Source organism: Micromonospora tarensis (genome assembly GCF_016803395.1).
Lineage (GTDB): Bacteria > Actinomycetota > Actinomycetes > Mycobacteriales > Micromonosporaceae > Micromonospora > Micromonospora tarensis.
In genome coordinates this window covers 21,923-47,082 of sequence record NZ_JAEVHL010000025.1, presented here as the reverse complement: position 1 = coordinate 47,082, position 25,160 = coordinate 21,923, and the positions used below count along the sequence as shown (strand labels likewise).

The window sequence follows — 25,160 nt, the reverse complement described above, 5'->3', positions numbered from 1 at the left end:
CGCGGCGTTGGCGGAGGGCTCCGCCACGCCGTCTACCGTGGTCCGAGCGGGCCCGGGCCCAGGCGCTGCTGCTGCCGCCGGTGCGGCCACCCGACGACCCGGTCGCCGCCGAGGCGCTGGAGGAGCTGCGCCAGCTACAGCACCACGTCCGGCAGGCGGAACTCGCGGGCCGCCCGACGCTGACCTTCCACAGTCGATTGGAGGCGCTCCGGCGGGTGATCCGGGAGCGCGCCTGGGCGACGCCGGGTCCCCGGGACGCGGCGCCGCCGAAGCCTGCGCCGCTGACCGCCGTGACGGCGCAGCTGGCCGGCGCGGCGCTCGTGGTGTACGTGGCCGCCGGGGACGTCCTGCACGCGCTGGTGGTCACTGATCGGGCGACCTCGGTGGTGGTGCTCGGCGACCGCGGCACGGCCGAGGAGGCGGTACGACGGTTGCGCGCCGACCTGGACGGGCAGGCGGGCCGGGCCATGCCCGCCCGGCTGGCGGCCGTGGTCCGCGCCGCGACGCGGCAGGACGCCGACCGAGTGGGCTCGATGGTGCTCGATCCGGTGCGTTCGCTGGTTGGCGACCGGGACCTGGTGGTGGTCCGACCGGGCTGTTGCTGACCACGCCGTGGCACGCCCTGCCAGCGTGCGCGTCCCGGCCGGTCACGGTGGCGCCGTCGGTCGGGGTCTGGCTGGCCGCCCGGCGCGCCTGAACGCCGGCGGGCCCGCCGCCGAGTCGGCGGCGGTGACGGTGGTGGCGGGACCGGGAATCCCCCGGGGTGAGGCGGAGGCCCGGGCGGTCGCGTCGCTGCGATCGAGGTGCCGTGGTGCTCACCGGGCCGGAGGCGACCCCGGCGGCGGCACTCGCGGCGATGGCCGGCGCCCGCCTCGCTCACATCGCCGCGCATGGGCAGCACCAAACCGAGAACCCACTGTTCTCCACGCTGGAGCTGGCCGGCGGCCCGCTGATGGGATATGACGTGCAGGAGCTGCGGACCGCGCCGCGTACCGTGGTCTTGTCCTGCTGTGACCTGGGCCTGACCGACGTGCGGCACGGTGACGAGGCGCTCGGCATGCCGACCGCCCTGCTCGCCGCAGGCACCGCCACGGTCGTCGCGAGCGTCAGCCGGGTCGCCGATGAGGCGGCCACGGAGATCATGGTGGCCTATCATCGGGCGGCCGTCGCGGGCCGGCCGCCGGCGGCAGCACTGGCGGAGGCCGTACGCGGCAACCAGCCCCCGAGCTTCGTCTGTTTCGGTGCCGGCTGAACCGACAGCACCAGAGTCGTGCCGGCAGCAGGTATCCAGGAGGCCGCCCGGCCCCCCATCCAGGCATGACTGACCACAATGTGAGGAAGCTCCGACGCCGGACGGGTCTCGCCGCCGGCCTTACCGTGCTCGCCCTGGCGGCCAGTCTCCTGGCGGGCTGCCGCACGAACGGCGGCGCGGCCAGCGGCGGTGCCGAGAACCGCCCCGGCACGGCCAACGGCCTCGCGAAGATCGCCGGAGGTGGCTGCCCGGCGGCCGGCACCCGGAGCGGCGGACTGCTCCCGAAGCTGGACGAAAAGCGCTACACCTCGATCGAAAATCCCTGCCTGCCGTACGTCGACCTGGTAAGCGAGGTGACCCATCGGATCGTGCCTGGGCAGCGGCCCCGGGTCGACCAGTTCCTCGACAACCTCGGCCGCTTTGCCGACCGGCTCGGGCAGGTCAACGATGCCGTCCAATGCGCCTACCAGACGGACCGGCTGGCGGTGCGGATCTATCAGAGCCGGCGCGACTCGTGGGCGGTCGGCGTTGTAGCGGTCCTCCGGGGCCGCCTCGGCGCGGTCGCCGACACCACCGCCTGCTTCCTGATCAAGCAGATTCCGCTCCTGGACCTGGCCACCCAGGGCATCGGACCGGACCAGGACAACCCGGCGTACTGCTTCGACACCAGCCACCAACAACGCGACGGCGAGGACTACACCATCATGTGGATTGGCTCGTCGGCGCTCACCTGCCGAGGACTCCAGGACGGCCTGGTTCCCGGCGACGGCCGGCTTGTCGCGGTGAAGGCCCGACCTGACGTGGCGCTGCGCGCCGGCCCCTCCACGGGCGACCAGGTGCTGCGGAAGGTGCCCGACGGCACGCTGGGCCGGGTGACCTGCTACCGCACCGGGGAAGCCGTCAAGAACGACGACGTGTGGGCCCGGACGACCGTCCTCGGCGACACCGGCTGGATCGCGGCGGCCGACCTGGACAGCGCTTTGCCGATCCGCGGCACCGGGTTGTGCCCGGACAACTGAGGCGGCACCGTGCGCGCTGGCGGGCGATGCCGCCGGGCGGCCGGCTCAACAGCGGCCACGTACAGAGCGGTGGTCCTCGCGCGCGCCTGACGCGGACGTATCTGGCGCCGACCGGCTACCCCTTTATCGGTATCTCCAGCTCCCATTGGAAGGAACGGTCATGAAGATCCTCAGCCGGACGTCCATGGTGTTCGCGGTGTGCGTCGGACTCGTAGCCGCCAGCCTGGTGGTCGCCTCGCCTGCCAGCGCCGCCACCGAATACTCATTCAGATCCCAGAGTTCCGCCACCAGCGAGCAGCCCTTCGGCAGCCTGTGTATCGACGTGTCGTACGCCAGCACCGCCAACGGCACGGCCATCAAGCAGTGGCCCTGCTACGACGGCCCGGCCCAGAAATGGACCATGGTCTACGAGGGAAGGTGGAACGGCATCGTCTACTACCAGCTTGTCAGCTCCCTCTGGTCGCCAGAGGGCCCCAAGTGCCTCGACCTGCCCTGGGGCAACCCGGCAGCCGGTCAGACGCTACAACTGTGGGACTGCCTGGGTGTCGCCCGGCAACTCTGGTCCGTCACGCAGGTACCCGGTGTGAACGGCTACGCGCTGCGCAACCTCCAGACCGGGCAGTGTGCCGATGTCCCCTGGGGCGAGCCCGTCGCGGGCAACGCCGTGTGGCAGTGGCCCTGCAACAACACCGCCGCCCAGCAGTGGGTCCTGCGCGCCTGGAATACCGACCTGGTGTTCTCGCCGCCCTATGGTTCGCTGGCCAGGCATGGAACAGGACCGACAACCTCGTCCAACTGCTCGGGGGTGCCGGACTTCGATGATCTTCGTCAATCAATTCGGCGACTCCCACATCCGACGGCCGGCCCTCGCCGGGCCCTCGCAGTGCGCGATCGCGTTCGTGTTCTGAACCGGCTCGCCCAGTCACGCGGCATTGACGCTCTTGACACGCTCCGGATAGCACAGTTAACATCACCGGAATATTGTTAGCGCTAACAGCAGCCGGTCGCCGATCCGCCCCGATGAGATCGACCCGATGGACCTGTGCGCTGGAAGTCGAACAGGTCTAATCACGCGCACTCTCCTACCCTTCGTGCATCGAGGATGCCTCACCCCCAACAATTGACCACGCTCGGCCGGTTATCCGGACGTCGGCGCAGCTGCCCGTTGTTAGCGCTAATACGCCTAGACGGAAGGTGGAACCTGATGGTTGTCGAGTGGGCTCCCGGCAAGCGACGTCGAGGTTTAGCGGCTATTGGCCTTGCTCTCGCGGTAGGAATGGGGATCGGTCAACTGACACCGATCGTGCCGGCCTCGGCGGAGAAGCCCGTGCCCCCGCCGGCGCCGGGCGTCGGACCGCAAACCCCGTCCGCCAAGGTGCCACTGGCCGGTGTCGACATGGCCCAGACGTATGTGAACCCGATCAACCTGCCCGGGATGGCCGTGCGCAACATCGTAGGGTCGATGCCGCCCACGGACGAGAATGTCGCAGACACTTCGCAAATCCCGGCCAGCCTGGACCTGGAGACGTGGACGGCAGCGTCCGGGCGGACGCTCGCGGGCCGATCCACAGTCGGTTTCACCAGGATCTCGGAGAACTCCGCACGGACCGGGGCGGACTGGTCCGCCCTGAACGTCGACGGGACCATCTATCTCTATGCATCAGGTGCCATGCAGAACGCACCGAACAACAACCGCACTGTCTGGTCCACCACCGACTATCTCACCTGGACGCCCCATGAGATGAACCTGGGCCTGGTCGCACCAACCGTCGTGCAGGTCGGCGACAAATTCTACATGGCCGGTAACAACACGCCGGTCTACCAAGCGGACTCGCCCACCGGGCCGTGGACCAGCATGGGGAATTTCCTGCGCCCGACCGGCCAGACTCTGAGCGTTGGCGACGTGCAGTTCTTCCTGGACACGGACGGTCGACTGTACCTGACGTACAACATCGGCTCGCCGATCATGGGTGCCGAACTCGACCCGAACAATCCTCGACAGCTCATCAGCGACCCGGTCGTGCTCTGGACCTTCGACCCGCGCCAGGAGTGGCAGCACATCGGTGACAACAAGGCGACCTACACGCACGGGTACGTGGAGGGTTCGCAGCTGTTCAAGCTGGGGGACAGGTATTACCTCTCGGTCGCGTCCGGTGGCACGGAGTTCACCACGTACTCGACCGGTGTGATGACGTCGGACAAACCGCTGTCCGGCTTCAAGGTCACCCAGCAGAACCCGATCGGATACGGGAACAACCACCCGAGTGCGGTGTATCCGAACGCCGGGCACGGCAGCTTCGTGCTCGACAAGTCCGGCAACCTGGTGTTCTTCTACACCTATGTCATCGCGTACGAGGAGTTCTTCGAGCGGCGACTGGGAATGGACATCTGCAACGTGATTCCCGCCGGTCCGAAGCGGGGAGCAATCGATTGCGAGTTGTCCAACACGCCGCAACTGGCCCCGGGGAAGAAGATCTCGGGCCGGGACGACGTCGGACTCTACAATGTGGCCACCAACAGCCAGGCGTACTGGGCAAGCAGCTACGCGCCCGGGCGGAACCCGTACTACGGAAGTGACCGCTCCCTATCCACCTGGTGGGAGCCGGCTGACAGCGACACCGCGCCCACGTACATCAGGGGCTTCGGCACCGTCTTCCACATCTCCGCCGCGCAGATCCAGTGGAAGGAGCTCGGGCGCACGTTCACCAGGGACAACGCGGTGCGGTACACGCTGGAGTACAAGGACATCCCCACCAACACCTGGCGGCCCCTGGTCGACAGGAGCACGAACACCACCGCGTACACCGCTGACTACGTCACCTTCGACCGGGTGCTGACGAACGCGGTCAGGCTGAAGGTCCTGGGTACGACCGAGAGGGTCAAGGTCGGAGTCCACGAACTCAACGTGTTCGGGGAGAACTACAACCTGGCCGTCGAAAAGGGCATGATCACTCCATAGTTCGGTTGCTGGGTGTGCAGCAGGGAGCGGGCGAGATCAAATGATCTCGCCCGCTCCTTCGAGTGGCGCTTTTCAGCGCGCCTCAGCGTCCCCTGTGCTGACTACCGCACCCTCAACGTCTGGTGGTCGGCGGCGTGGGGCTGGTAGGTCGGGTTGCCGGAGTACGCGACGTGGACCCGGTAGGTCCCGGGCCGCAGCTCGGCGGTCGGCAGGTCGACGACCGCCTTACCGTCCGCCAGTGGTACGACCCGCACGGTGCCGCCGAAGGTGACGGTGACCTCGCCGGTCGGGGTCGGAGCATGATGCTTCGGCCCGCCCGCCGGCCCGACAGTCACGTTCAGCTTGAACGTGCCGCCGCGGACCACCGACGCCGGCGCGGCCTTCGCCTTGACCTTGACGGCGGCCGAGCCGGAGGGCACCTCGACCGAGGCCGTACCCTCCGACGGCTTCAGGTAGTCGAAGCCGAGGTACTCGGCCTCGACCGCCCGGGCACCCGCAGGCAGACCCGTCGGCAGCGTGACAGTGGCCGCGCCGTCGCTCAGCTGGGCGAGCGCCGACCACGAGCCGCTGCTGAACCGCACCTGACCACCGGTCTCGAACCCGTCAGCCGCCCTGACCGTGGCGGTGGCCGTGGTCGTCTGGGCGCCACTGGCGTACGGCTTGACAGCCACCTCGGTGGTGGTCGTGACGTCGCTGTTCGGGATCCCGCGGATGTCGTTCCACTCGCGGACGGTCAGCGGGATCACGGTGCCGTGACGCGGGCGGACGACACCCGCGTTGGTCATCGTGATCGCCTTGGCGTTCCAGGTCGGAGCCTCGATGTTCTCGTGGCACGCGGCCTGGTACCCGCCACCGTTCGTGTACCGGTCACCCCAGAGGTAGAACTGGCCGGGGCAGGAGGTGTCACCGGGGTTGGCCTTGAAGATGACAGGTCCCTCGTACCCCTGGTTGGCGACCCAGGTCGTGCGCCCCAGAGCCGGCGCGACCAACGTCCAGTTGTTGATGTTGCTGTCCAGGAAGTCGGTGTGCTTCTCCGAGAAGATGTCAGAGCCCTGGTTGCCGGCCTCGTTCTTGGTCACCCGGTAGTAGTGGTCACCGACCCGGATCGCTGTCGTGTCGATCCGCGACAGCGGAGCCGGGTTCTGCCAGACCTGCGGAGCGGAGAACGTCTGGAAGTCCCGCGTCGTGGCGTACCACATCTGCGCGTTGCCCTGACCGGTGCGGTTCACCGGGTCGTTCCACAGCGACTGCGCCCAGAACACGACGTAGGCGCCGATCTCCTCGACCCACAGCGACTCCGGCGCGAAGGCGTTGCCCGCGTTGTCGGGCGCGACCTTGACATGTCGCTGAGGGGTCCAGTGCACCAGGTCGTGCGACTCGAACACCTCGATGTACTGGGTGTCGTTGATGGCGTATCCGCCCTGGTCGTACCAGTTCAGGTCGGTCGCGATCATGTAGAACGTGTCGCCGTCGGGTGAGCGGACGATGTGCGGGTCACGAAGACCCTGGTCGCCCAGCTGCGAGATGAGCGACGGCCGGCCCCCGGTCAGACCGGTCCAGTCCAAGGCGGTGTTGCCGTTGGAGGTCGCGAACATGATCTGCTCGCCGTCGGCAATGCCCTCGCCCTTGAAGTACCCCATGAAGTACCGCTCGTACTCCTCGGAACGCGGCATGGCGGCGATGGTCACCGGGAACGACTTCTTCCGCGAGGCCGTACCCTTGGTGATGGTCGCCGTCAGGGTGGCGGCAACATCCTGATGGCCGAAGGCCGGGCGGGTGACCTCACCCGTCGGGGTGACGAGGCCGCTGGTCGACTTCCAGGTGATCGTGGATCCGAACTCGCCCTTGGCAGCGAGGTCGAGGTTTCCGCGTACGGCGCCGGTAGCGTCCAGGGCCAGGTCGAAGGTGTCACGGTCGACCGCCTGCGCGTCGTCGAACTCGGCCTTCACCACGACCGGGATCTCCCGGGTGGTGACCTCCTGGGCGCCCTTGCGAACTGTCGCCGTGAGCGTGGCTGTCGCGTCGGGCTGCCCCTGCGTGGGCCGGGTGACCCTGCCGGTCACCGCGACCTTGCGTGCGCTGGGGACGGCTGGCGGGGTGTGGACCTCGACGACCGACGGGTCCGAACTCGTCCAGGTGATGGTCGAGCCCGCCACGGAGCCCACCTTGGGCAGCACGATGTCGTGTACGACCGCACTGGTCAGGCCGAGGTCGATGGCGGCGGCGTCAGCGTGAACGCCGTCGGAGACGGTCTGCTCCGCCAGCGCGAGTGTCTCGTCCAGACTCACCGCCCGGTCGTACACCCGGAAGTCCCGGATCGTCCCGCGGAACGAGTAGTGGCCCGAGGTCTGCGAGCGACCGAGGAAGTTGCAATTGGTCCCCGCGGCGTTCACCGACGGCGCCGTGGTCAGGTCCGTCGACGTCGCGTGCAGCACGCCGTCGAGGTAGAGCCGGCCGGTCCAGCTCGTCCCGTTCGAATTCAGCGACTGGGTGTAGGTGACGTGCGTCCACGCTCCCTCGAGCATGCGGACCCGGTTCTGTTGCAGGTTCGCCGGACCCACCGCGACGCGGAACCGCTGGGTGTTCGACGCGAAGATGGAGCCCTCGGCGCCGGTGTCGACGTCGCACGAGCCGGACTTGCGGCCGAAACTCCACATCTGGTGCTCGCCGACGTTCGCCGGGTCGATCCACACGTCATAGTCGACGGTGAGGTTGGACATGCCGGCGGTGATGTCGTTCGGCAGCGCCACGTTCGCGCCGTCCAGGGCGCCCTGGTAGGAGTCGGGGTTGAACCTGACTCCTTCGCCGGTCAAGGTCGCCTTACTGGGGTTCACCAGCGTGGCGTTCGCCGCCGAGCCCGCGCTACCCGAGTTGACCAACGTCGTCCCACTGGTCTCGTCGAGGGCGAAGTGGTGCACCAGACCCTCGTTCAGCTGGTCCCCGGCAGCGTGCGAGGGCGTCGCCGCGAACGAGACCGACAGCAGCGCACCCAGTGCCAGGACGGCGACACCTCTACCCTTCCGACTCAACCCGAGACGTGGCCTTCGCTGTCGCAGTCTCAATTGATCCTCCTTGGCCGGCGTGGGCTCGCTCCAAAGTGAACGGCTTGTTAACGCTAACTACGGGGTGCTGTCAGGTCAACGCAGTGCGTCGCGGCCCGCTCCACCTTGTCCCGGTCCGGGGAGGGCTGGACGGCCTACGACCGTCCGACGAGGAATTCCGCTTCCATCCGCGAGCCGTGCGGTAGCCGAGCGAGCGGAGCCTGCCCGGCCCGCACGATCGTGGTGCTGAGCTTCGTTAGCCTCTGCAGGTGATCTCCTACCGCGCTGGTGCCCCCGCAGACCTCGACCGAGTGACCTCGTGGATCGTGACCGAGCCCGTCGGGTGGATCCCCGCCGACCGTTACCTGGCTGACCTGGCCGAGGGCATGTACCGGCTGGAATGGACATGGATCGCCGAGCACGACGGCCAGGTCGTGGGACGGGCATTGTGGTGGGGGCCGAAGGGCAGCCCGCATCCGGTCGCGCTCGACTGCCTCGACGTGGATCCCGTCGTGGGCGACCGTGCCGCCGTGGCGGCCGAGCTGGTAGGGGCCGCGCTGGCCGGGATCCCCGAGCCGGTGCAGTACAGGATCATGGTCGCCGGTGGCTGGCGCGACGATCCGGCCACCTCGGCGGCCGTGGAGTGGCGGCGGGCGGCGGCGCACGCAGCGGGCCTCACCCGGGAGGTGGAGCGGCTGCAGTTCGAGTGGGCACCCGCCGACGGGGTGCCTCCCGCGGTCGGCAGGCTGCGGTTCGCCGAGGCCTCCGACGAGGAGTTCCTCGCGGTGTTCAGGAAGATCGCCGAGGGCAGCCTGGACGCCCAGACCCGCGCGAACCTGGCCGCCAAGGGCGTGGACGCGACCGCGCGCGAGGAGATGGACTTCTATCTTCGGGCGCCGGGCAAGCGGGAGTGGTGGCGGATCGCCTACACGCGCGAGGGGGAGGTGGCGGGCATGGCGATTCCCTCCGCGACCTCGTACAACGTGAACGTCGGCTATCTCGGGGTGGTGCCGGAGTTCCGCGGGCGCGGCTACGTGGACGAGGTGCTCGCCGAGATCACCCGCCTGCACGCGGCCAACGGGGAGTCGCGCATCACCGCCACCACCGACATGGGCAACGCGCCTATGGCGGCCGCTTTCCGTCGCGCCGGTTACCGCAACACGGGGATCCGGATCAACCTCTCCAACGACGTCCAGCCCTAGACCGCAAGGCCAGTGCCGACAGCCAGCTACGATCGTCGCCGTGGCTGAGGCGTCCTACCTGAGCGCCACCCGCGCGGCCTACGACACCGTCGCCGTTGACTATGCCAAGCGCTTGCGCGCCGAGCCGCCAGAAACGCCGCTGGACCTTGCGATGCTTGCGGCGTTCGCGAAGCTCGTGCAATCCGCCGGTGGCGGACCGGTCGCCGATCTCGGTTGCGGTCCAGGCCGCATCACCGCGCACCTGCGCTCTCTGGGGTTGACCGCCTTCGGCATCGACCTGTCGCCGGCGATGGTGGCGGTGGCCCGCCGCACATACCCCGATCTGCGGTTCAACGAGGGTTCGATGGCCGCCTTGGACCTGGCGGACGCCTCCGTCGGCGGCATCGTGGCCTGGTACTCCATCATCCACATCCCACCGGAGCTGTTGCCGGTGGTATTCACCGAGTTCCACCGGGTGCTGGCTCCTGGCGGCCACCTGCTCCTCGCGTTCCAAGTCGGCAACGAGCGTCGGCACGTCGAGCACGGGTACGGCCACAGTTTGTCGCTCGACGCCTACCGTTTGTCACCTGACCACATCGCCGAGCTGTCGAGCGAGGCCGGGCTGGTCGTACAGGCCCGGCTGCTCCGCGAGCCGGAGGGCCGCGAGAAGGTCCAGCAGGCCTGCCTGCTGGCCCGCAAGCCCGGGATGTCGTAGCTTCCCGACACGCGCCTTCGCGCATCGACGCGAACCCCACAGAGCCACTCATGGCCACTGACCGAGCAGGCGGCGGCCACGGTCGAAACCGATCGGCTGAGCGCGGCAGCAGGCGCTCACCGCGCCGCCATCGACGAGGGGCTTTCCACCAACAGAGGTCCTAGCCGCGGTGGCCGCAGTACGAGCAACTGACATCGACTTCGCCGCGATCGTGCTGGTAGACGACCGCCGACCCGGTCTCCTCTGCCAGTTGCCGGGCCAGCTTCCGGCCCTGCTCCGTCCACGCCCGGTACTGCTCGTCGGTGGCGAGCCGACCACCGCCGTACTCGCTGTGCATGTCCATCCAGTCCGACCACGTACGCAGCCCAGTAGCCAACTCCACCGAGAGCCTCAGCTCCTCCGGGCGAACCATCCCCACGACCTCGCGGCCAGAACGACCACCGTGAGCGGGAATCGTGCCCCAGGCCCACACCGGGAAGGCACCGTAGTCGAACGCGAGGTCCAAGCGCGGCACGCCAGGCGGACGGCCTCGCGGGCAGGACAGGACATGCCGACGGAAATCCTCCACCCACCACCACCTCGGCTTCAACCTACGTCGACGCACGCCCTAGGCGGGGAACAGCTTCCACTGCCCCTCGGAGACCACCTCGACGACGCCGTCGGTCACCTTGATGGCCGTCTCGTCGTCGATCGCGTACGCCGGACCCGCGATCTCGGCCGCCCATTTCTCGGCACCAGCCATGGTGTTGTCCGGCTCGAGACCCAGGTGCGGGAAGATCGAGAAGTCGACGACCCCCAGTGTGCGGTCGTCGGGTGCGGACTGCCACTCGACGAACTCCGCACCGACCCGAGGGGTCAGCACCATGCTCCCCGCACTCAACCCCACCCAGACGGTGTCCCGCAGCGACGGCAGGAGGTCCGCCAGCCCGGACTGCCGCATCCAGTGGCACAGGTACGTCGCATCGCCGCCGCCCACCAGCAGGACGTCAGCCTCCCGGACCCAGGGGACCCACCGCTCCTCGCCGACGCTGGGCAGCGCTGTCAGCTCGAGGACGCCCAGCGACTTCCAGCCCAGGCCGGACATGGGCAGCGGCGTCTGACCGGTGATGAAGCGCCAGGCCGAGGCTGGTCCACCCATGGGGTAGGTCGCCGTAGGGATGCAGAGGGCACTGGATTCGGCGATCGGCTTGCCCAGCAGGTCGACCAGCGCATCGTGAATGCTCGGGTTCTGGACGCCTGCGGACGTGAGAAGAAGCTTCACACTTGCCTCCTGCATCTAGAGGTGATGAAACGCTATCCCGAGCGTCGGGAGACGGGCGCACGGGAGTGCAGACGGGACACCATAGCGAAACAATCGTCGATGCGACCCCCCGAGGCCGCCGCAGGCACATCGGCAGATGCGTGCGCCGACGTGCTGCTGCCTGGTCCGCTGGGGGTCCGCATCGAAGTCGGTGAGATGGCCCTACTCGGTGAACGCGGGGAACGAGCGCATCGTGTCGAAGCGGCCGGCGGCCAGGTCGTCGAATCTCATCAAGAAGCGTCCGAAGTGACAACCTGATCTGCCGGAATGCCCCGCTCAATCGCCTCGCGCCGAAACGGCCCATACAGTTCCACAGCGGAGCATCATCGCAGATGAGCGCGGTGGCTATGCACTACCGTCGCGCGCTGAATCACAGGACTCCATCGCCGCCAGCTCACCGGCAGCGCGGCGTCGTCGTTGATCGGGTGGATTAAGACCCTGTTTCGTATGGGCGGCTGGGGGTCGTCGTGGCGGCAGACCCGTCCGGAGGGCCGGCCTTTGGCACCAGGGCGACGTTGCTGGGATCGCGGGGCCGGGGCGGCGATCACCCCGAGTCACGCCAGATCCTGACGTAGCGCGGGTCCGCGCTCGTCGTCGGCGGGCACCTGCTCGGGCTCGAGGGCCGCCGCCGGCCCGCGTTCGGCCTTACTTGGTCACGCGGCTCGCAGTGGTACGCCGTCGTGATGGGCGCCGACAACGACGCCGACCAAGACCGCTGGCTCGTTGAGATCGTTGCGGCAGCTGTGGGGCACACCATTCAGGATCAACCAGTCGCCGGGGCGCAGACGGATCTCAGTGTTCTCCAGAACGAAGACAGCTTCGCCGGAAACCTGCATCAGGCAGTCGATGGAGGCCGTCGTGTGCAGGGCCGAAGCCCCTTTGGCGGTGCCGTAACCGTAAGGATTCGGATCCGGCACGAGTGGATGGGTCTGCGGATCGATGCTGGCCTGGAACAGCTGCTCACGCAAGGCCGGGTCGTCGGTGCCCCACAACTCATCTGGATTGAAGTTCGCGGGCAGCGTGAACATGGTGATGTGGAAGCCGCCAGGCGCCGGCAGGAGTGGCCCCTGGAACGGCGGAGCAGAGCCGTCGTTGGGAAGCCGCACCGGGCCGTCAGCCGCCCAGATCGACCATTTGTCACCTCGATCGGGACTGGTCGACTCGACTTGCTCGTCGGAGACGACGACGGCTCTGCCGTCGGACCCGTAGCCGGTGACGACCCTGCGAACGGTTTTCACGAGGGGCTCCTGTCTGACGAGTGGATGACAATGCGCAGCGCTACGGCCATCAATTCGGCCAGGTCTTCGGTACCGCCGCGTTCGGCCCAGCGCACGATCGCCGCCGTGGCCGCGGAGATACACGCGCCGGCAGCGACCCACAGCTCGAATTCGTCTATGCCCTCATCAGCGAGTGCTTCGGCGATGTAGCGCTGCGTCTGGTACTGCCCGTCCCACATCCGTGAGCGCAGTGCAGGCACGGACAGACCGATACGGAGGCGAGCCAGCAGCATGGCCCGCTCGTCAGGGCTTTGCGCGGAGGTCGACTCAAGTAACGCCGTGCCGATGCGCTGGATCATTGGTTGATCAGTGGGTTGGGCGCGAATGTGGTCGACAATGATCGGGTCGTGGTCATCGGCGAGTACGAGATCCTCCTTGGTGGGGAAGTAGCGGAACACCGTCATCGACGAGACCTCGGCGGCAGCAGCGACATCCGCGACAGTCGTCGTGTCGAAGCCTCGCTCGGCGAACAGCCGCATCGCGTGCTCTTGAATCGCCTGTCGGGTACGCAGCCGATGGATCTCTCGAAGCCCCATGTGTTAGACACTAACAGATGTGAGTGTCTAACGCTATCTGTGGATTCGATCTTTGCTGACGATGACGGTGCCAGCCAGATCCCAGCCCGAGGGTGGTCGCAACCCGAGATCCCGCTTCCCCTGTGACCACGAGCTTCTCAGCCGACGGACATCGCTAACCCCGTTGCCGCTCGGGGCGGGACTGCCTACCTTGGTCATCGTGGAGAACAAGGGCCGTGGCGCAGACAAGTGCGCCCGGTGAGCGGTCGTCTTCGCGAGACTGCCCGGCAGACGGTCGCAATCGCCGATTCCGGTCGCTATCGCAATGGCGCCGGTGACGAGGTCGGCATCGGCGAGGCGGTACGTGCTGCAGTCGGCGGCACTCGTCTCCACCTGCCGGACGAGGCGCCCGCGGTGGGAAACGCGGAGCCGGGCGGAGGCAGGGTGGAGGTGACGCAGGAGTCGACCTTGCAGGCAGCTCGTCGGCTGGCGCCCGGAGCGGCCTGTCTGGTGTTCGCCTCGGCGAAGAATCCGGGTGGCGGGTTCCTGGGCGGGGCGAAGGCGCAGGAGGAGAGCATCGCCCGCTCCTCGGCGCTGTACCCGTGTCTCCTTGCCGCTCCGGCGTTCTATGCGTTCCATCGTGGACAGCGGGACCTGCGGTACAGCGACCGCGTCATCTTCTCCCCGTACGTGCCGGTGTTCCGGGATGACAACGGCAATCTGCTCGACCAGCCGTACCTGACGTCGTTCGTGACCGCTGCGGCGCCGAACCTGGGCGCGATCTTGCGCAACCAGCCCGAACACGTTGCGGACGTACCGGCGGTGCTGGCCCGGCGTGCTCGCCGAGTGCTGGAGGTCGCGGCCGTGCACGGACATCGGACGTTGGTGTTGGGCGCGTGGGGTTGCGGCGTGTTCCGCAACGATCCCGCTATGGTCGCCGACGCCTTCGTCTACGCGCTGCGGCAGGTCGATCGCTTCGACCACGTGGTGTTCGCCATCCACGACAACCTCCCGGGATCACCGGTGTACCGCACGTTCGCGGAACGCCTCTCCGGATCGACGGCCAGGTAGACGGCCACACCCTGGGATCGGCAAGGGGACCACTGGGGCGGACACCTGGGACGACGACCGGAGTGGGCGGTACGGGCGAGGACAGGGCTGCGGAGTGACGACATTCGAGATTTTTGGGGAGCGGGCGGCCGGCGATACGCGGACAATGCAGGGATGAAGCGAGAGGTACGCCTGCTGCGGTTGACCGGGACGCGCGCCAACGGCGCGGTGGCGACGGGCGCGTCGGCTACCGGCGCGCGGGCTGCCGGGGCGGCCTCGCGTCGGTGCCCTCGCTGTGGGGGCGCTTGCCGTCGGGGCCGTCGCGGTCGGCGCGCTGGTCATCGGGCGCCTAGCGATTCGCCGGGCGGTCGTGCGGGAGCTGCGTGTCGGCCGGTTGGAGATCGACCAGTTGGTGGTGCACAGCCGTCCCACTGCTGAGGGCTAACCCGCTCCGGCGGCGCGCCAGACCGTCGTTGGGGCGGCGCCACTACCGGATCTTCAAGAGCTGCCCCGGACGCCGCTCGCGAGCGAGGGGTCCGGGGTGCCGCTGCACCCCAGACCCCTGCGGCCTGCTCCGCCAACGTGGGACGGAGCAGGGGTCTCTCAGGTCACCCGCAGCGTTGACCGTTGAGGTTGAAGGTGGTTGGCGCCAGATTGGTGCCGCTCCAGGTGCCGTTGAAGCCGGCGCTGGTGGACGCGCCGGGGGCGAGTCTGCCGTTCCAACTCGTGCTGTCCGCTGTGACGCTCGTGCCGTTCTGTTTCCAGGTGGCCGACCAGCCCTGGCCGACCTTTTGGCCGGCGGTGGGAAAGTCGAAGGCGAGTTTCCAGCCGTCGATCGCGGTGGTGCCGGTGTTCTTGATCGTCACGGTCGCGGTGAAGCCGCCCGGCCAGCTGTTCGCCGTGTAGCCGACAGTGCAGCCGACGGTCGGGGCGGTGGGCGCGGTCCGCACGGTCAGGCCGGGCGAGGCCGCCGAGACGTTGCCCGCCGCGTCGCGGGCGGTCACCACGAAGGTGTACGGAGTGTCCGGCGTCAGCCCGGCCACGGTGTACGTGGTGCCGGCGGCGCTGCCCACCTTCACGGTGCCGGAGGTGTCGACCCGGTGCACGTCGTAGCCGGTGACGGCGGTGTCGTCGGTGGACGGCGTCCAGGCCAGCGCGACGCTGTCGCCGGTGATCGTGCCGGCGGTCGGCTTGCCCGGGGCGGTCGGCGCCTGGGTGTCGCCGGGCGTGGTGCCGCGCGGCAGCACCAGGTGGGTGATCGAGTTGGCCGGGAAGGTGGCGGTGAGGCCGCCGGCGGTCACCGGCTGGTCGGCCTCCCGGACGACGCCGGCGAGGTCCGCAGCGCTGTAACGGTAGACCTGGGCGGTGCTGGCGGAGGCGCCGGTGAGGGCGATCGGGCTGGTCAGGTCGTCGCCGGTCTTGTTGACCACGACCACTGTGAGCGCCTTGTCGGCGCTCCGCTGGGCGGCGTACACGGCCAGCTTGCCCTGGTCGGCACTGGTCGCCTGGACGGAGGTCTCGCCGAACGCGCCGCCCTTGCCGTCGTAGTTGCGGTAGACGCGGAAGGCGTTGGCCACCGGTTGGTCGGCCGTCGGCGCGGTCCAGAGGGTGGCCAGGTCGAGCCCTTCGCGGCCGAAGATGCCGAGTACGTCAGCCTGGGCGAGCGCGCCGTTGAGCGACCCGAAGCCGCCCCAGTTGTACTCGGTCATCGCGATCTTCGTGCCCGGGTAGTGCTGGTCGACCAGCTCGCGCAGGCGCGGAATGTACCGGACCGGCTGGTTGATCCAGCTCTCGTCCACGTAGGTCGGGTCCCAGAGCTGGCGGGTGGAGCGCAGTCGCAGCGCCTGGGTGGTGGCGTCGCCGGCCGCCTCGCCGAGCACGCCGGACTGCTGCGGGTAGAGGTGGACGTCGAAGTAGTCGAGGATGCGGGTGCCGTGCTGCTGCTCGTACTCGCGCATCCGGTCCAGGTACCACGGGCCGAGGTCCTGGCCGCCGTGCGCGGCCTTGTCCGGCGGGTTCGACCAGCAGCCGGTGCGCGAGCAGGTGTCCTGGTCGAGGCCCGAATAAATGATCGAGTTCAGGCCCCACCCGACGGGACCGAGCGTCTTCGCGCCGGGGTCGGCGGCCTTGATCGCGGCGGCGTACTCGTAGCTGCGGTCGCGCAGCTCGTCGTAGCCCAGCCCGGTCGGGCGGACGTCGCGGTGGGTGGAGTGCCACAGGTCCGGCTCGTTGTCCAGGTTGTAGAACTGGACCCCGCCGTCGGCGGCGGCGCCGAACTGCCCCTTGAGGTGGTTGACGAAGTCGGTGGCGTACTCCGGACCGACGGCGACGCTGGTGTCCTTCGGATCGTTGCCGGTGACCAGCGACCCGTCCGGCTTCTTGCCGTTGCCGCAGTCCGGTGCCCACTGGTCGGTGGACTGCTGCGGGCCGTACTTGGCGACGCTGAAGCCACACGCCCGCGACCGGTCCTTGGCGATCCAGCCGAGCATGGGCACTGTCATGACCGTGGCGGCGCCGATGGCCTTGTTCTGCTGCACGAACCGGTCGCTCTCCGAGCCCTCAGGGAGGTCGTCCGGGTTCGGGTTGTCGTTGGGAATGTTCTCGAAGTACCAGTCCGCCGCGCGGTTGGTGGTGTCGGCACGGAAGTTGTAGCGGGTGGTGGCGTTGCCGCCGTAGCGGTGCACCGGCAGCCGCAGCTCCCGGGCGAGGGCCTCGTCGGCGAAGTTCATGCCGTAGACGTACGGACTGATCTGGTGCCGGGCGGCGGTGGTGTCCACGGCCAGCGCCGGGCCGGCCACGGCCAGGGCGGGCTCCGGCAGGGCCAGACCGCCGAGGGCCGTGGCGAGCACGACCGAGAGGAGGGCTGAGGTGGGACGCACGAGCATTCCTTTCGAGTAGGAGGCTCGACGATGGGAGCGCTTCCACAGCGTCGCGCTTTCCTGACTTCGCGTCAACGCCGGAAAACCCGGTGCGGATCACCTCCCCTGACCACCACCGCCCTGGCCCTCGGCCGTGCTCCTCGTGGCGCTGTCGGCCTGCTCCAGGGCGCTCAGGGGCGTACCCGAATGACGGTTTTGCCCTTGCGCCGCTCGGTCGGGTTGAGCGCGGCGATGGCGTCGTCGAGAGTCGCGACTGTGCCGATGTGGGTGCGAAGGCGTCCGTCCCGCACCCGGTCGACGATTTCCACCAGCTGGCTCGGCACCGACTCGACGACGAAGTCGACCGCCAGGCCCTCGGCAGGGCGAGCCTCAACGGGCCCGACCACCGACACCAGTGTCCCGCCGGGCCGGATGATGCTCGCCGAGCGCCGCTGGATATCGCCGCCGATGACGTCGAACACCAGGTCGACCCCGCCGATGTCGTCGAGACTCTCGTGGTCGAGGTCGAGGAACTCGTTCGCGCCGAAGTCCAGCGCCGCCTGGCGGTCCGCCGCCCGACCGGTACCGATGACGTGGGCGCCGAACTCCCGGGCGAGTTGCGTCACCACCGACCCGACGGCACCGGCGGCGCCGTGTGCGAGGACGCTCTGCCCAGCCCGGAGGCGACCGTGCTGCAACAGGCCCTGCCATGCGGTCAGGCCGGCGATCGGCAGACTCGCGCCCACCGTGAAGTCGACGTTTCCCGGTAGCGGCGCGAGGTTGCGTGCCTCCACGGCCGCGTACTCGGCCAGCGTTCCATCGCGGTGCCAGTCGGTGACCCCGAACACCCGCTGCCCCAGCGAGAGCCCCGTCGTGCCGTAGCCGAGGGAGGAGACGACTCCGGCGAACTCGTGACCGATGATCGGTTGGGCGCGATCGTTGCCGGAGCGATCGACCCAGGTTGAAGGCCACTCCCACTCGGCGGGGACGAAGCCCGACGCGTGGATCTCAACGACGACGTCGTTGATCGCCGCAGTCGGCTCAGGCCGCTCCGCGAGTGTGATGCCGGCTGCTTCCGCGGCTTGATCCGTCGCGACGATCGTCTTCATGGGTGCCTCCGTCTGTCTCGTGCTCGTCGGCTGTGTGCGCCGTTTTGGGCTTCGTAGCCCACTAGGGCACTCAACACGGTGTAGATGTGGGCTGTCAAGCCCAGTCTGGGTTATCGTGGGTGTCATGGAAGCCACAGCGGAAGCTCGGGTGCCGCAGAAGCTCACCGGCAAGGGGCAGGCGACTCGAGCCCGCATCCTCGAGCACGCCGCGGAGCTCATCTACACAAAGGGCGTCCACGCAACGAACAACGAGCAGCTCCGTCGCGCGGCAGGCGTCAGCGGGTCACAGCTCAACCACTACTTCCCGACCAAGGAAAGCCTTGTCCTCGCGGTCATCGAGTGGCAGGCCGATCGCGTCCTGACGTTCCATCGCAGTGAGCGGTTCACCCACTTCGACAGCCTCGGCGCCCTCCGGGAATGGGCGGGCTTCTACATCGCCTACGAGCGTTCCTACCAGGAAGGCTGCAGCCTCGGCTCGCTCGCCAGCGAGATCATCAAGACCAACCTCGACGTGCACACGGAACTCGCGAACGCGTTCGAGCAGTGGCGGAACATCTTCCGAGACGGCCTCGAACGGATGCGGCGGCTCGGCCGCCTCAGCGCTGAGGCGGACCCCACCCAGCTGGCCCATCTCCTGCTCTCCGCCTTTCAGGGCGGCATGCTCCTCGCCCAGGTCGCCCGCGACATCGCCCCGCTGAGAGATACCCTGCAGGCAGCCATCGACCACGTGCAGACATTCGCGGTGCCTCCTGCCGCCGGCGCACCCGACAATCTCAGCGAGACCCAGCGCGAGCAGCCCGGCCGGCCCCGCAGGCTCGACCCGAACCAGGTCGCCACGGCCCGTGCCGCTCTCGCCAGACCAAGCGGTAACCGCGCCGAAGTAGCCATCGACGGTGGACGCTGACGACCGCTGTATGGTCGGGGCATGATCGAAATGTCAACTTCGACATGGTGGTCGAGCCGGACCGGTCCCAGGATCAGGTCATCGCCGACTACCGGAACGCGATCGCCGACAGCGACGCCCACATCATCGCCGCCGCTGGCCTCGACGTCCTCACCGCGCAGCCGGTCGGTGACGCGCCTCGTACGCTTCGCTGGGTGCTCGCCCACGTGACGAGCGAGACCGTCCGGCACGCCGGTCACGCCGACATCCTGCGCGAGCTTGTCGACGGGGCCACCGGTCGGTAGGAGATCGCGACTCGGAGCCGTACCCCGTCCGGTGCTACGCAGCCTCGTCCAGCGCTCGCAGACCACCAGCACCACCCGGCCGGTGGGCGGGCGCACCCGCGACCGCTGGTGCCGGTCCGGTCAGGCTGGGCCGGTGACCAGGGGGTCGTGGACCCGGCCGAGGAACAGCGGTACGCCGGTGAGCCGGTCGTGGATGACGTAGAGGAATGGTCGGTTGACGAAGAACTGCGGCCCCTGCGGGATCGACGGCGGCCGGACGATGACAGCCGTCGCGGCTGCGGCTTCGGTGCCCTTCTCGTCCACCGCGATGAACGTCTCGTGCACCACGTCGTCGATGCACAGGGCTGGTTCGGTGCTCATGGCGGTGAAGTCGGCCTGTGACGTGAATGCCGTGGGCATGCCGAGGCTGCTCAGTGCGGCCCCCAGCTCGGCCGGCAGGCGGAACCTCCATCGGGGCAGGCGTAGCTGGACGTCGGTGATCTGGAACCCGGTCAGCAACGCTCCCAGCCAGGTCGCGTCGAGGTTCGCCTCGACCGCGGCGAGATTGTCCCGGGTCGGCATGACGATGGCCATGGCAAGCCCGTCGCCCGCGTACGGCACGTCGACGGCGCGCCAGCCGTCCCCCTCGAGGTAGCCCATCCTGTCGAACGGCCCGCGCATGATCGGGACGTCGACGACGCTGCCGTCATCCCGGGTGAACGGCCCCACCGCCGTGGCGGTCGCGGTGAACGGGTACTTCCAGGCTGCCATCAGATAGATCGCGTTGGTGAGGATCAGACGGGTTTCGGGGCTCACCGCATCGGACCGCAACAGCTCCGGGACCTTCGCGTTTGTCCGATCGGACACCCAGGTGTTGATCTCCTGGCGGGCCGCTTCCGGGGCGCCGCCGAAGTCGACAGGGTGCGGCGCGGCACCGTAGTAACCGGCCACTGTGTCCCGGAACCCGGGTCGCAGGCCCAGGTCGAGTCGTGTCCACAGCGCGTTGGCAGTGGTCAACCGAGGCTGCCTAATCCCGTCGCCGTCCTGGTACCGGTCGGCGAGCGCCTGATCGACGGTGTTGAGCCCGCTGTCGAGCGCGCCGGGGCGCGGATGCGGCGCGTGGAGCACAGCGTCCATCTCGTCCGCCGTGGTCGAGCCGGCGCCCGCCCTGGTCATCGCGAGCGCGAGCCCGACAGAATACGGTGCGCACACCACATTGCCGCCCGCGTGGGTCGACGCCAGTGCGCGGTAGAGGTCGGCCGTGAAGCCGCGAACCGCGGTGGCGGCGGCCTGCGTCGTGGCCGGGTCCGGCGGTATCCGGTCCGCACCCGTCGAGGTCGACGACGGGCCGAGCCAACGGGACTGACCTGGGGCGGCGGTGAGGGCAGCGGCCGCAAGTGGGACCGCCCGCAGAATCGATCGACGCGAGACCATGTGGCGACGGTAGAGCAGCCCCACGGGGACCCACCAGGCACAGGGCCGAATTAATCGAAGTTCGACAATGCCAGTCCTGTCGATATCAGTTTCCCCGGCGACAACGGCTCAGCGAACGACCTGCCCCAGTCGGAGCCGGCCTGGCTGGACAACATCGGCGTAGGTCCCGAAGCAGGCCGCCCGCCCCAGCTCCGCCACCGGGATGCGGTAGTGCCGGGCCAGGGCGCTCAGCACCGACAGGTCGGCCGGCAGCTCGCCCTGGGGAAGACCGGGAATGACGCACCTCGGCGTGGGCAGGACCACCCGGAGCACGACATCGCCCAGACGTAGCTCCTGCCCCGGTTCGGGGTCACGCGGTGCGTCGATAACCAGGTTCGGGCGAAACCGCTCCTCGGCCACCCTGACCCCTCCCATGCGCTCACCCAGCAGGGACAGCGCACCAGTGGTCACGAGGTGAACTGCGCCGAAGTCGACGAAGCGGCCAACTTGCCCCGCGCCCGCGATCGCCGTGATGGTTTCCTGACCAGGCCGGGCATCGCCCATCCAGTCCGGCACCATGCCGACCTCATCAGGCAACGTCCGGTGCAGCCTCGCATCGGGCGGCAGTTCCCGGCTCACCCGCACCGGGCGGTTCAGGTACTTGCTGAGTGCGGCATCTGCCGCTGCGCTTCCGGCGAGTAGCGACGTGCCGTCGACATGCAGCGTCAGTGTCGTCTCCGGGCCGGCATCCGACATCGTGGTACCGACATCGAACAGACGGCCCCACCGTCGTGGGTGTTTGGCGCTGCCAACCGTCCCGTCCAGGCGGTCGATACAGGCCCACGTCCGGTCGCCGCGCAGACCTGTCGACTCGACATCAGCCACCTGGAGAACCTCACCCCGGGCGCTCTTGAGCGGGTAACGTCGAAGCGCGACAACAGTCCGCATGACGATCATGCTGCCCTACCCGTTCAGGCACCCGAGCACGGGTGGCACGAGGACGATGACAGGGTCATCGGGGCAACGGCGCCGTGATCGGGAAGGTCTTGTCGAGCGCGTCAACCGTCCTGCCACCCCCGCAGGCCGCCAGCGGATCGGGCGTGAGCGAGCGGCGCAGCGGCAGACCAGGCTGTGCGGGAAGGCGCCCGCGATCGGGGCCGGGCGGGCGGCAGGCACAATGCGGCGATGTCGGATTCCATCAAGCCGCTCGGCTACCGTCTCATCACCGGACCGGATGACGCCGAATTCTGCGCCCGCGTCAGCGCCCTTCTCGACCAGGGCTATCAGCTGCACGGGTCCCCGGCGCTGACCGTCAACGGCGACCGCGTCATCGCCGCCCAAGCGATGGTGCTGGCGCACTCCGTCGACTCCAAACCGTCCCAGGGCAGCGCCGGATAGCGCCGCGGTGGCGGAAGCCCTGGTTTCTCCGTGACGCCGATGGCCTCTGCGATGCTGTCGGCGTGGAGTACGTGTCCAGAGTGCCGCGACCGCCGCTCGACGGGCTGATCGACGACCTCTACTACCTGGAGGGTCCGCCGCCGTACGCCCGGCTGATGCTGCGCCGATGCCGGCGGCGTTGTTCATCGTCAACCTCGGGGCGCCGTTCCGTATCCGCGGCGGCGCGGACATCGAGACGGCGGAGTACGCCGACGGCTGCGTGGTCACCACGCCCACCCGCGCGTTGGAGTTCGGCTACCCACTCCGGACCCGGTCCGTGGGCGTGCACCTCAAGCCGTGGGGGCTGGCGCCGTTCCTGCCGATGCCCGCGGCCGAGCTGTCCGACCGGCCGGTGACGGTGGAGCAGGTGTGGGGCCGGCGCGCCACCGCTGAGCTGCGCGACCGGCTGGCCACGGCGGACGGACCGGACGAGATGCTGACGCTGCTCGAGGAGGAGTTGATGCGCCGGCTGGGCGAGACCGTCGGCCTGGGGCTGGTCCGCCACACGAGCGGCGTCATCGCGGCGACCAGCGGGGCGGCGGCGATCGGCGACCTGAGCGTGGCATCCGGTGTCAGCAGCACCCATCTAACACAGCGGTTCAAGGAGCACATCGGCGTCACACCGAAGCGGCTGGCCCGCACCTACCGCTTCGCCGCCACCGTCTTCGCGATCGACCCCACCGGAGCGGTCGACTGGGCCGAGATCGCCAGTGCTGCGGGCTACTTCGACCAGGCCCACTTCGGCCACGAGTTCCGGGCGTTCACCGGGCTCACACCGACACGATATGTCGAAGTCCGGCGGCGGTTCCTGCGCGAACATCCCGGCCACGTCATGGACGGTTGGCCGCTGCCGGCCGATTGATTTCTTACAAGAGCGGCAGCTCACGACAGGTTAATTTGGGGGCACCCCAGACCAGAGGAGAGCCCGTGGGCAAGGTGGTCATGTACAGCTCGGTGTCGGTGGACGGCTTCGTCGCGGACGAGAATGACCAGCCCGGGCCGCTGTTCGACTGGTTGTCCAGCGGTGACGTCCCGTTGGACTCCAGCGGCGCGGTAAAGGTGTCGCAGGTGTCCTACGACTACACCCGGCCGTACTGGGACCAGATCGGGGTGACGATCGTCGGCCGCCACGTCTTCGACCTGACCGACGGCTGGGACGGAAAGCCTCCAGGCGGAATCGACCACGTGGTCGTCGTGACGCACCGGCCCGCACCCGAGGGCTGGGACCCCGAGGCGCCGTTTCACTTCGTCGACGGCATCGAGGCAGCCGTGGCCACCGCGCAGGAGCTCGCGGGTGACCGCGTGGTCGAGGTAGCCGCCGGCGACGTCGGTGGCCAGGTGCTTGCCGCCGGCCTGATCGACGAGGTGCGCATGGACGTCGTACCCGTCGTGTTCGGGGCCGGCAAGCGTTACTTCGGGTCGTGCACGCGCGGCACCTGTTGGCGGACCCGGACGTGGTGATTCGGAGCAACCGGGTGCTTCACCTGCGCTATCGGGTGCGTCGATGACCGACCTGAGCTAGCGGGACGGTCGCCCAGCTCGGTGATCCTGACTTGTGCGACGCCGGCCGGTGGGCAGCGCTTCAGGGCATCCCGCCGCCGTTACTCGAGATGCCTGCGTTGTAACCCTGGTTGTCGTCTCCGCCGTAACCTTCACCGCGGATAGTGCCCCTGCGCCGGCGGCGTTGGTCGCGTCCGCTCTGACGGATGGCCCGGCGGGCTGCCTCCAGCGCATGATCGGCTCCCTCCGCGTTCGCCCGCGGCCGGGAAAACACGGCGAGGGCGGCAGTCACGAGAAGGATGGCGACCAACGACCCGACGATGAGCCAACTCACCCTGTTCATGGCACCGATCGTAGGTACGACACCAAGGCCGCCGTCGCCGCCGCTGGAGAGCCGCGAGGAGCGCGGATCCTGGCCGCGCCCTCAGCATCAGCCCCATGCCGAGGTACGTCCGCCAGAACCGCGCGAGCTACTCCCGCGGGTGTTCGTGCCGCGGGCCGAGTTGACTGATCTCGTACCCGTTGGGGTAGCTCCTGGTGGTGATCCCGTCGGCGAACATCGCCGTCGTCCGCGGCGTCCCCAACCATCGCTGAAGCCGTGAGCGCACCTTCAACGCCCCGTGCAGGCCGGCCCGAACAGGCCACGCCGGCGGCTCGACCCGCATCGCCCGCCGCAGCGACGCGTCGTACATGGCGCTGACCAGCGCGTTCCCCAGCGGCCCCAGCACCGGTGGGATCCGGGTGAGCATCAGCATCCGGGTGGCCCGCTCGATGGCCGCCGCGTCGTCGTTAGGTCGCAGATGGGCCGCGTCGTGGGCGTTGAACCAGGTCTCGAACTCCTGGTACGACCCGGGGATGTCCGTGATGCCCATCCGCCGGCCCAGCTCTCGGTAGAACAGGTACGTGGCCTGCCGTTCGTGGCAACAGGGCGGGCGCCAGCCGTACTCCCGCAGCCACCGGGTCGGGATCACCACCAGGCAGCCGAGGACGTACCGGAAGTCGTCGTTGCTGATGTCGTACTGGCGGTGGATCTGGTTGACGCGTCGCAACGCGTCCCGGCCGCGAGGCTGCTCGAAGCCGTTGAGCACCATCTCGTACATCAGCAGGCCGGTGTCGTCGATCCGCTTCTGGGTGTGTTCGGTCAGCTCGCCGGTGGCGATGTGGACGGCGGCGATGGCGGGGATGGAGAAGGACCGGTTGAAGGCGAGGTTGAGCCCGAGCTTCATGTCCCACGGGAACTCGTAGCGCAGCATGGTCTGGTAAATGTCCAGGTAGTCGCGCTCGGGGTCCAGACTCCGGATCCGGTTCAGATTGGCGTAACGGCCTCTCATCGGCGGGTGTCTCCTCCGGTGCGACGCGGGCATTCG

General features: G+C 68.7%; 21 protein-coding genes and 2 pseudogenes. 13 read left to right on the top strand and 10 right to left on the bottom strand.

Annotated elements, in window-relative coordinates:
- From JM949_RS08680 to JM949_RS08660, 5 genes are all read left to right on the top strand, one after another.
- Positions 1–605, top strand: a 605-nt coding sequence (locus JM949_RS08680; protein ID WP_203147916.1) for a hypothetical protein, incomplete at its 5' end; no start/stop codon positions are given.
- A gap of 206 nt (positions 606–811) precedes the next feature.
- Positions 812–1,252 (top strand): CHAT domain-containing protein, encoded by a 441-nt coding sequence (locus JM949_RS08675; RefSeq protein WP_203147915.1) that lies wholly within the window; start codon positions 812–814, stop codon positions 1,250–1,252.
- Between the two features lie 65 nt (positions 1,253–1,317).
- Positions 1,318–2,271: an SH3 domain-containing protein gene (locus JM949_RS08670; RefSeq protein WP_203147914.1), complete on the top strand. Its 954-nt coding sequence runs from the start codon at positions 1,318–1,320 to the stop codon at positions 2,269–2,271.
- A 160-nt stretch (positions 2,272–2,431) separates the two neighbouring features.
- Positions 2,432–3,259, top strand: a complete 828-nt coding sequence (locus tag JM949_RS08665) for an RICIN domain-containing protein (RefSeq protein ID WP_203147913.1) — start codon at positions 2,432–2,434, stop codon at positions 3,257–3,259.
- Positions 3,260–3,667: 408 nt separating this feature from the next.
- Entirely contained in the window at positions 3,668–5,230 is a 1,563-nt protein-coding gene (locus tag JM949_RS08660; RefSeq protein WP_203147912.1) for a family 43 glycosylhydrolase, read from the top strand.
- Between the two features lie 101 nt (positions 5,231–5,331).
- Here JM949_RS08660 and JM949_RS08655 read toward each other — a convergent pair whose 3' ends face one another.
- Positions 5,332–8,292: an immunoglobulin-like domain-containing protein gene (locus JM949_RS08655; RefSeq protein WP_203147911.1), complete on the bottom strand. Its 2,961-nt coding sequence runs from the start codon at positions 8,290–8,292 to the stop codon at positions 5,332–5,334.
- A 305-nt stretch (positions 8,293–8,597) separates the two neighbouring features.
- On the opposite strand from JM949_RS08655, the gene JM949_RS08650 reads away from it, so the two are divergent.
- The gene (locus JM949_RS08650) at positions 8,598–9,473 is read left to right on the top strand and encodes a GNAT family N-acetyltransferase (protein WP_309232065.1); all 876 of its coding nucleotides are present in this window, start codon (positions 8,598–8,600) and stop codon (positions 9,471–9,473) included.
- 40 nt (positions 9,474–9,513) lie between these two features.
- Complete coding sequence (locus tag JM949_RS08645) at positions 9,514–10,167, top strand: class I SAM-dependent DNA methyltransferase (protein ID WP_203147910.1); 654 nt, start codon at positions 9,514–9,516, stop codon at positions 10,165–10,167.
- 160 nt (positions 10,168–10,327) lie between these two features.
- Here JM949_RS08645 and JM949_RS08640 read toward each other — a convergent pair whose 3' ends face one another.
- The 4 genes from JM949_RS08640 to JM949_RS08625 form a co-directional block, all read right to left on the bottom strand.
- On the bottom strand, positions 10,328–10,579 hold the full coding sequence (locus JM949_RS08640) for a hypothetical protein (RefSeq protein WP_203147909.1): 252 nt from the start codon (positions 10,577–10,579) through the stop codon (positions 10,328–10,330).
- Between the two features lie 195 nt (positions 10,580–10,774).
- Positions 10,775–11,428 carry a Type 1 glutamine amidotransferase-like domain-containing protein gene (locus JM949_RS08635; protein WP_203147908.1) on the bottom strand — a complete coding sequence of 218 codons (654 nt, stop codon included), beginning with the start codon at positions 11,426–11,428 and terminating at the stop codon, positions 10,775–10,777.
- A 692-nt stretch (positions 11,429–12,120) separates the two neighbouring features.
- Positions 12,121–12,705: a cupin domain-containing protein gene (locus JM949_RS08630; RefSeq protein WP_203147907.1), complete on the bottom strand. Its 585-nt coding sequence runs from the start codon at positions 12,703–12,705 to the stop codon at positions 12,121–12,123.
- Positions 12,702–13,280 carry a TetR family transcriptional regulator gene (locus tag JM949_RS08625; RefSeq protein ID WP_203147906.1) on the bottom strand — a complete coding sequence of 193 codons (579 nt, stop codon included), beginning with the start codon at positions 13,278–13,280 and terminating at the stop codon, positions 12,702–12,704. Before JM949_RS08625 ends, JM949_RS08630 begins: the two co-directional genes overlap by 4 nt.
- 228 nt (positions 13,281–13,508) lie before the next feature.
- Here JM949_RS08625 and JM949_RS08620 point away from each other — a divergent pair, with 228 nt between their 5' ends.
- The gene (locus tag JM949_RS08620) at positions 13,509–14,330 is read left to right on the top strand and encodes a TIGR02452 family protein (protein WP_309232064.1); all 822 of its coding nucleotides are present in this window, start codon (positions 13,509–13,511) and stop codon (positions 14,328–14,330) included.
- A gap of 587 nt (positions 14,331–14,917) precedes the next feature.
- On the opposite strand, the gene JM949_RS08615 is transcribed toward JM949_RS08620, so the two are convergent.
- Positions 14,918–17,194, bottom strand: a complete 2,277-nt coding sequence (locus JM949_RS08615; protein WP_238432810.1) for a glycoside hydrolase family 44 protein — start codon at positions 17,192–17,194, stop codon at positions 14,918–14,920.
- 164 nt (positions 17,195–17,358) lie between these two features.
- Positions 17,359–18,276, bottom strand: a complete 918-nt coding sequence (locus JM949_RS08610; protein WP_203147903.1) for an NADP-dependent oxidoreductase — start codon at positions 18,274–18,276, stop codon at positions 17,359–17,361.
- 124 nt (positions 18,277–18,400) lie between these two features.
- Here JM949_RS08610 and JM949_RS08605 point away from each other — a divergent pair, with 124 nt between their 5' ends.
- Together JM949_RS08605 and JM949_RS08600 are read left to right on the top strand one after the other, a co-directional pair.
- Positions 18,401–19,180, top strand: coding sequence for a TetR/AcrR family transcriptional regulator (locus tag JM949_RS08605; RefSeq protein WP_203147902.1), 780 nt, complete (start codon positions 18,401–18,403; stop codon positions 19,178–19,180).
- Positions 19,181–19,215: 35 nt separating this feature from the next.
- Positions 19,216–19,464: pseudogene (locus JM949_RS08600) on the top strand (mycothiol transferase); the annotation flags it as partial.
- A 120-nt stretch (positions 19,465–19,584) separates the two neighbouring features.
- Here the strand turns inward: JM949_RS08600 and JM949_RS08595 are convergent.
- Together JM949_RS08595 and JM949_RS08590 are read right to left on the bottom strand one after the other, a co-directional pair.
- The gene (locus tag JM949_RS08595) at positions 19,585–20,877 is read right to left on the bottom strand and encodes a serpin family protein (RefSeq protein WP_203147900.1); all 1,293 of its coding nucleotides are present in this window, start codon (positions 20,875–20,877) and stop codon (positions 19,585–19,587) included.
- Positions 20,878–20,985: 108 nt separating this feature from the next.
- On the bottom strand, positions 20,986–21,804 hold the full coding sequence (locus tag JM949_RS08590; RefSeq protein ID WP_203147920.1) for an MOSC domain-containing protein: 819 nt from the start codon (positions 21,802–21,804) through the stop codon (positions 20,986–20,988).
- A 237-nt stretch (positions 21,805–22,041) separates the two neighbouring features.
- On the opposite strand from JM949_RS08590, the gene JM949_RS08585 reads away from it, so the two are divergent.
- From JM949_RS08585 to JM949_RS08575, 3 genes and pseudogenes are all read left to right on the top strand, one after another.
- Complete coding sequence (locus JM949_RS08585) at positions 22,042–22,254, top strand: DUF1737 domain-containing protein (protein ID WP_203147899.1); 213 nt, start codon at positions 22,042–22,044, stop codon at positions 22,252–22,254.
- A gap of 166 nt (positions 22,255–22,420) precedes the next feature.
- Positions 22,421–23,155, top strand: a complete 735-nt coding sequence (locus JM949_RS08580) for a helix-turn-helix domain-containing protein (protein WP_238432809.1) — start codon at positions 22,421–22,423, stop codon at positions 23,153–23,155.
- Positions 23,156–23,220: 65 nt separating this feature from the next.
- A pseudogene (locus JM949_RS08575) lies at positions 23,221–23,801 on the top strand (dihydrofolate reductase family protein).
- 462 nt (positions 23,802–24,263) lie between these two features.
- Here the strand turns inward: JM949_RS08575 and JM949_RS08570 are convergent.
- Entirely contained in the window at positions 24,264–25,124 is an 861-nt protein-coding gene (locus tag JM949_RS08570; protein WP_203147898.1) for an oxygenase MpaB family protein, read from the bottom strand.
- Positions 25,125–25,160 lie beyond the last annotated feature (36 nt).

Excerpts from the sequence above, each read along its gene's own strand:
- JM949_RS08670 (WP_203147914.1), top strand. The coding sequence starts at position 1,318 with ATGACTGACCACAATGTGAGGAAGCTCCGACGCCGGACGGGTCTCGCC.
- JM949_RS08625 (WP_203147906.1), bottom strand. The coding sequence starts at position 13,280 with ATGGGGCTTCGAGAGATCCATCGGCTGCGTACCCGACAGGCGATTCAA.
- JM949_RS08590 (WP_203147920.1), bottom strand. The coding sequence starts at position 21,804 with ATGCGGACTGTTGTCGCGCTTCGACGTTACCCGCTCAAGAGCGCCCGG.
- JM949_RS08605 (WP_203147902.1), top strand. The coding sequence starts at position 18,401 with ATGGAAGCCACAGCGGAAGCTCGGGTGCCGCAGAAGCTCACCGGCAAG.
- JM949_RS08580 (WP_238432809.1), top strand. The coding sequence starts at position 22,421 with ATGCCGGCGGCGTTGTTCATCGTCAACCTCGGGGCGCCGTTCCGTATC.
- JM949_RS08665 (WP_203147913.1), top strand. The coding sequence starts at position 2,432 with ATGAAGATCCTCAGCCGGACGTCCATGGTGTTCGCGGTGTGCGTCGGA.
- JM949_RS08570 (WP_203147898.1), bottom strand. The coding sequence starts at position 25,124 with ATGAGAGGCCGTTACGCCAATCTGAACCGGATCCGGAGTCTGGACCCC.
- JM949_RS08615 (WP_238432810.1), bottom strand. The coding sequence starts at position 17,194 with ATGCTCGTGCGTCCCACCTCAGCCCTCCTCTCGGTCGTGCTCGCCACG.
- JM949_RS08640 (WP_203147909.1), bottom strand. The coding sequence starts at position 10,579 with ATGGTTCGCCCGGAGGAGCTGAGGCTCTCGGTGGAGTTGGCTACTGGG.
- JM949_RS08660 (WP_203147912.1), top strand. The coding sequence starts at position 3,668 with ATGGCCCAGACGTATGTGAACCCGATCAACCTGCCCGGGATGGCCGTG.
- JM949_RS08610 (WP_203147903.1), bottom strand. The coding sequence starts at position 18,276 with ATGAAGACGATCGTCGCGACGGATCAAGCCGCGGAAGCAGCCGGCATC.
- JM949_RS08585 (WP_203147899.1), top strand. The coding sequence starts at position 22,042 with ATGTCGGATTCCATCAAGCCGCTCGGCTACCGTCTCATCACCGGACCG.
- JM949_RS08595 (WP_203147900.1), bottom strand. The coding sequence starts at position 20,877 with ATGGTCTCGCGTCGATCGATTCTGCGGGCGGTCCCACTTGCGGCCGCT.